This window comes from Teichococcus aestuarii (assembly GCF_042651065.1).
Lineage (GTDB): Bacteria > Pseudomonadota > Alphaproteobacteria > Acetobacterales > Acetobacteraceae > Pseudoroseomonas > Pseudoroseomonas aestuarii.
Genome location: NZ_JBHSCH010000125.1, coordinates 1 through 3,960, shown reverse-complemented (window position 1 = coordinate 3,960; position 3,960 = coordinate 1). Strand labels below are relative to the sequence as shown.

General features: G+C 72.8%; 5 protein-coding genes and 2 tRNA genes. 3 read left to right on the top strand and 4 right to left on the bottom strand.

Annotated elements, in window-relative coordinates; translation table 11 throughout:
- On the top strand, nucleotides 1–618 hold a 618-nt coding region (locus ACFOY6_RS23685), incomplete at its 5' end, for an SDR family NAD(P)-dependent oxidoreductase (RefSeq protein ID WP_379652420.1).
- A 24-nt stretch (nucleotides 619–642) separates the two neighbouring features.
- Here the strand turns inward: ACFOY6_RS23685 and ACFOY6_RS23680 are convergent.
- The 3 genes from ACFOY6_RS23680 to ACFOY6_RS23670 form a co-directional block, all read right to left on the bottom strand.
- Entirely contained in the window at nucleotides 643–1,626 is a 984-nt protein-coding gene (locus tag ACFOY6_RS23680) for a Bug family tripartite tricarboxylate transporter substrate binding protein (RefSeq protein WP_379652419.1), read from the bottom strand.
- A 117-nt stretch (nucleotides 1,627–1,743) separates the two neighbouring features.
- Nucleotides 1,744–1,819, bottom strand: a tRNA-Ala gene (locus ACFOY6_RS23675).
- A gap of 128 nt (nucleotides 1,820–1,947) precedes the next feature.
- Nucleotides 1,948–2,023: transfer RNA gene (locus ACFOY6_RS23670), tRNA-Ala, on the bottom strand.
- Between the two features lie 177 nt (nucleotides 2,024–2,200).
- Between ACFOY6_RS23670 and ACFOY6_RS23665 the strand changes: the two genes are divergently transcribed.
- Together ACFOY6_RS23665 and ACFOY6_RS23660 are read left to right on the top strand one after the other, a co-directional pair.
- Nucleotides 2,201–2,938, top strand: coding sequence for a CoA transferase subunit A (locus tag ACFOY6_RS23665; RefSeq protein ID WP_379631739.1), 738 nt, complete (start codon nucleotides 2,201–2,203; stop codon nucleotides 2,936–2,938).
- Nucleotides 2,939–2,955: 17 nt separating this feature from the next.
- Nucleotides 2,956–3,603 (top strand): CoA transferase subunit B, encoded by a 648-nt coding sequence (locus ACFOY6_RS23660; protein WP_109515840.1) that lies wholly within the window; start codon nucleotides 2,956–2,958, stop codon nucleotides 3,601–3,603.
- 48 nt (nucleotides 3,604–3,651) lie between these two features.
- On the opposite strand, the gene ACFOY6_RS23655 is transcribed toward ACFOY6_RS23660, so the two are convergent.
- Nucleotides 3,652–3,960, bottom strand: a 309-nt coding sequence (locus ACFOY6_RS23655) for a hypothetical protein (protein WP_379652418.1), incomplete at its 5' end; no start/stop codon positions are given.

The following is a 3,960-nucleotide window of genomic DNA, read 5'->3' as shown; positions in this document are numbered from 1 at the left end:
CTGGACGAGGCCCGCGCGCGCGGCGCCGAGGCCGCCGGGCTGCTGGCTGACCTGGCCGCGCCGGACGCGCCCGCGCGGCTGGTGGCCGAGGCCGCCGCCGCCCTGGGCGGGCTGGACGTGCTGGTCTCCAACGCCGGCTTCGCCGACCGCACGCCGGTGGCGCAGCTCACCGACGAGGCCTTCGCCCGCAGCCAGGACACCATCCTGACGGCGCTGTTCCGCCTGGCGCGCGCCGCGGGGCCGCTGCTGGCGGCGGGGCGGGCGCCGCGGCTGGTCGCCGTCTCCTCCTTCGTGGCGCACAATTTCCGCACCGACAGCGCGGTGTTCCCCGCCTCCGCCACGGCCAAGGCGGGGGTGGAGGCGCTGGTGAAGGCGCTGGCGCTGGAATGGGCGCCGGCGGTCACCGTCAACGCCGTGGCGCCGGGCTACACGCAGAAGGATTCCGGCGCGCATGCGGCGCTGGACGCGAAGGCGTGGGAGGCGGTGGTCGCCCGCATCCCGCTGCGCCGCCTGGGCCAGCCGCAGGACGTGGCGGAGGCGATCGCCTTTCTCGCCTCGGAGCGGGCCGGCTACATCACCGGGCAGGTGCTGCATGTCGATGGCGGGGTGGTGGTGTAGCCGCCCCGCCATGGCCGGGGAGGCTCACTCCACGCGGATGTTCGCCTCCCGCACCAGCGTCGCCATGCTCTGCCGCCCCTCGCGCACGAAGCGGGCGAAGTCGGCCGGGCTGCTGCCCACCGGCACGGCGGCGAGCTGGGCGAGGCGCGCCTGCACCTCCGGCTCGGCCAGCGATTCGGCCAGCACGGCGTGCAGACGGGTGGCGATGGCCTCCGGCAGCCCGGCGGGGCCGAACAGCGCCGCCCATTCGGAGAGGGTGAGGCCGGGCAGCCCGGCCTCGGCGAAGGTGGGCACCTCCGGCTGCACCGAGACGCGCCGCTCCGCCGCCACGGCCAGGAAGCGCGCCCGGCCGGAGGCCACCACCGGCGCGGCCGAGAGGGCGGTGATGAACACCGCGTCCAGATTGCCGCCGGCGATGTCGCGCGCCGCGTCGGCGCCGCCGCGATAAGGCACGTGCTGCACCTCGATGCCGGCCAGCCGGCCGAGCTGCACCACCGCCAGGTGCCCCGCCGTGGCATTGCCCTGGGTGCCAATGTTGAGCTGGCCGGGGCGCGACTTCGCCAGGGCGATGAAGCCCGCCAAGTCCTGCGCCGGGCTGTCCGCGCGCACCGCCAGCACCTGCGGGAAGGTGGTGACCAGCGAGACGGGGGTGAAGGCGGTGGCGTAGTCGAAGGGCAGGCCCTTCAGCAGCGCGGGGTTCACGAGGTGGGAGGAGGCGTCCCACAGCAGCATGTGCCCGTCGGGCGCCGCCTGCGCCACCACGCCGCCGCCGACGCTGCCGCCCGCGCCGGTGCGGTTCTCCACCACGATGGTCTGGCCCAGGCGCTCGCCCATGCGGGGGGCGATGGTGCGCGCCGCGCTGTCCGCCGCGCCGCCGGCGGCGAAGGGGACGATGAGGCGGATGGGCCGGCTGGGCCAGGCGGGCTGGGACCGCGCGGCGCCGGGCCGCAGGGCGGGCAGCAGCAGGGCGGGGGCGGCGAGCAGGGCGCGGCGCGGCGCGAGCGGCATGGGGGCTTCCTCCGGCGTGATGGTTGCGCCGAAGCTAGCGCGGCGCCGCCGGGCGCGGGAAGCCGGAAGGCCGCAAACGAAACGGGCCGCTCAGTGGCTGAGCGGCCCGTTCGGAACTGGTGGAGCCAATCGGAATCGAACCGACGACCTCTTGAATGCCATTCAAGCGCTCTCCCAACTGAGCTATGGCCCCACAGGAAGCGAGGCGGCGATATAGCGGCGGTGCGGGCGCCGTGCAAGCGGCCTTGCAGCGGGCTCTTGAAGGGCGGCTCAGAGGCCGGAAATGCAACAGGCCGCCCGTTGCCGGGCGGCCTGTGGAACTGGTGGAGCCAATCGGAATCGAACCGACGACCTCTTGAATGCCATTCAAGCGCTCTCCCAACTGAGCTATGGCCCCTCAGGGAAGTGGCGGGGGTATAACGAGCGCGCCTGGGCCACGCAAGCGGGGGAGGCGGGATTTTTTCGCCGCATCCGCGCCGCCCCTCCGTGCACGTGCGGCACGCCACCGCGCGCCCCTTTCGCAGCCGCGTCATGGCCGGTAGCCTCCCCCGCATCCGAAACTGGGGAGCGTCAAATGCGGAAAGTCTACCCCGATGCGCGCGCCGCGCTCGACGGCGTGCTGCGCGACGGCATGCTGATCCATTCCGGCGGCTTCGGTCTGTGCGGCATTCCGGGGGCGTTGATCGAGGCGATCCGCGATTCCGGCGTGAAGGACCTCACCGTCGTCTCGAACAATGCCGGCATCGACGATGCCGGCCTCGGCCTGCTGCTGAAGACGCGGCAGATCCGGAAGATGATCTCCTCCTATGTGGGCGAGAACAAGACCTTCGCCGAGCAGTTCCTGGCCGGCGAGCTGGAGATCGAGTTCAACCCGCAGGGCACGCTGGCCGAGCGCATCCGCGCCGGCGGCGCCGGCATCCCCGCCTTCTTCACCAAGACCGGCGTCGGCACCGCCGTGGCCGAGGGCAAGGAGACGCGGGAGTTCGACGGCGAGACCTATGTGATGGAGCGCGGCCTGTTCGCCGACCTCGCCATCATCCACGCCTGGAAGGCGGACACCGAGGGCAACCTCGTCTTCCGCAAGACGGCGCGCAACTTCAACCCGATGATGGCCACCGCCGCGACGCTGACGGTGGTGCAGGTGGAGCACCTGGTGCAGCCGGGCGAGCTCGACCCCGACCACATCCACACCCCCGGCATCTATGTGAAGCGCATCGTCAAGCTGCCCGAGGGCTACGAGAAGCGCATCGAGCAGCGCACCGTGCGCAAGCGGGTGACCGACCTGAACCCCGCCACCAGCAACGTCGCCTGAGGGAGAGGAGAACGACCATGCCCTGGACCCGCGACGAAATGGCCGCCCGCGCCGCCCGCGAACTGCAGGACGGCTTCTACGTCAATCTCGGCATCGGCATCCCGACGCTGGTGGCCAACCACATCCCCGACGGGATGAGCGTGCAGCTGCAGTCGGAGAACGGCATGCTGGGCATGGGCCCCTTCCCCTATGAGGGGGACGAGGACCCGGACCTGATCAACGCCGGCAAGCAGACCGTGACGGTGCTGCCCACCACCAGCTTCTTCTCCTCGGCCGACAGCTTCGCCATGATCCGCGGCGGGCATATCGACCTGTCCATCCTGGGCGCGCTGCAGGTGGCGGAGAATGGCGACCTCGCCAACTGGATGATCCCCGGCAAGATGGTGAAGGGGATGGGCGGCGCCATGGACCTGGTGGCCGGCGTGAAGAAGGTGGTGGTGCTGATGGAGCACACCGCCGGCGGCAAGCCCAAGCTGCTGCGCGAATGCGCCCTGCCGCTGACCGGCAAGGCGGTGGTGGACATGGTGATCACCGAGCTCGCCGTCTTCGCCATCGACCGGCAGAAGGGCGGCATGACGCTGACCGAGCTGGCGCCCGGCGTCACGCTCGACGAGGTGCGGGAGAAGACCGAGGCCAGCTTCGCGCTCGGCGCCGGCATCGGCTGAGGCGCCGCCCCGGCCGGGAGGGGCCAAGCCTCTCCCGGTGCGCGGGGGCTATTGTGGCCGCGGGCCCGGGGTGGGCACAGGGCCGGGCGTGGGCACGCCGGCGCCCGCGCCGGTGAGGGAAGGCTGCTGCGGCATGGGAGCGGCAGGCTGGGCCTGCGGCTGGGCGGGGCCCCGGCTGTAGGCGGGCGTTGCGGCGCGCTGCGCCTCGTAGCGCCGGCGGTCCTCCTCCAGGCGGCGGCGCAACGTCTCCAGCTCGCGCTCGCGTTCGGAGAGGGTGCGCTCCCAATCCTGGCTGGCCGTGGCGCCCGGCGCAGCGGGCGTGCTCGCGGCACGGCGCGGGGCCGGCGCGGCGCCATA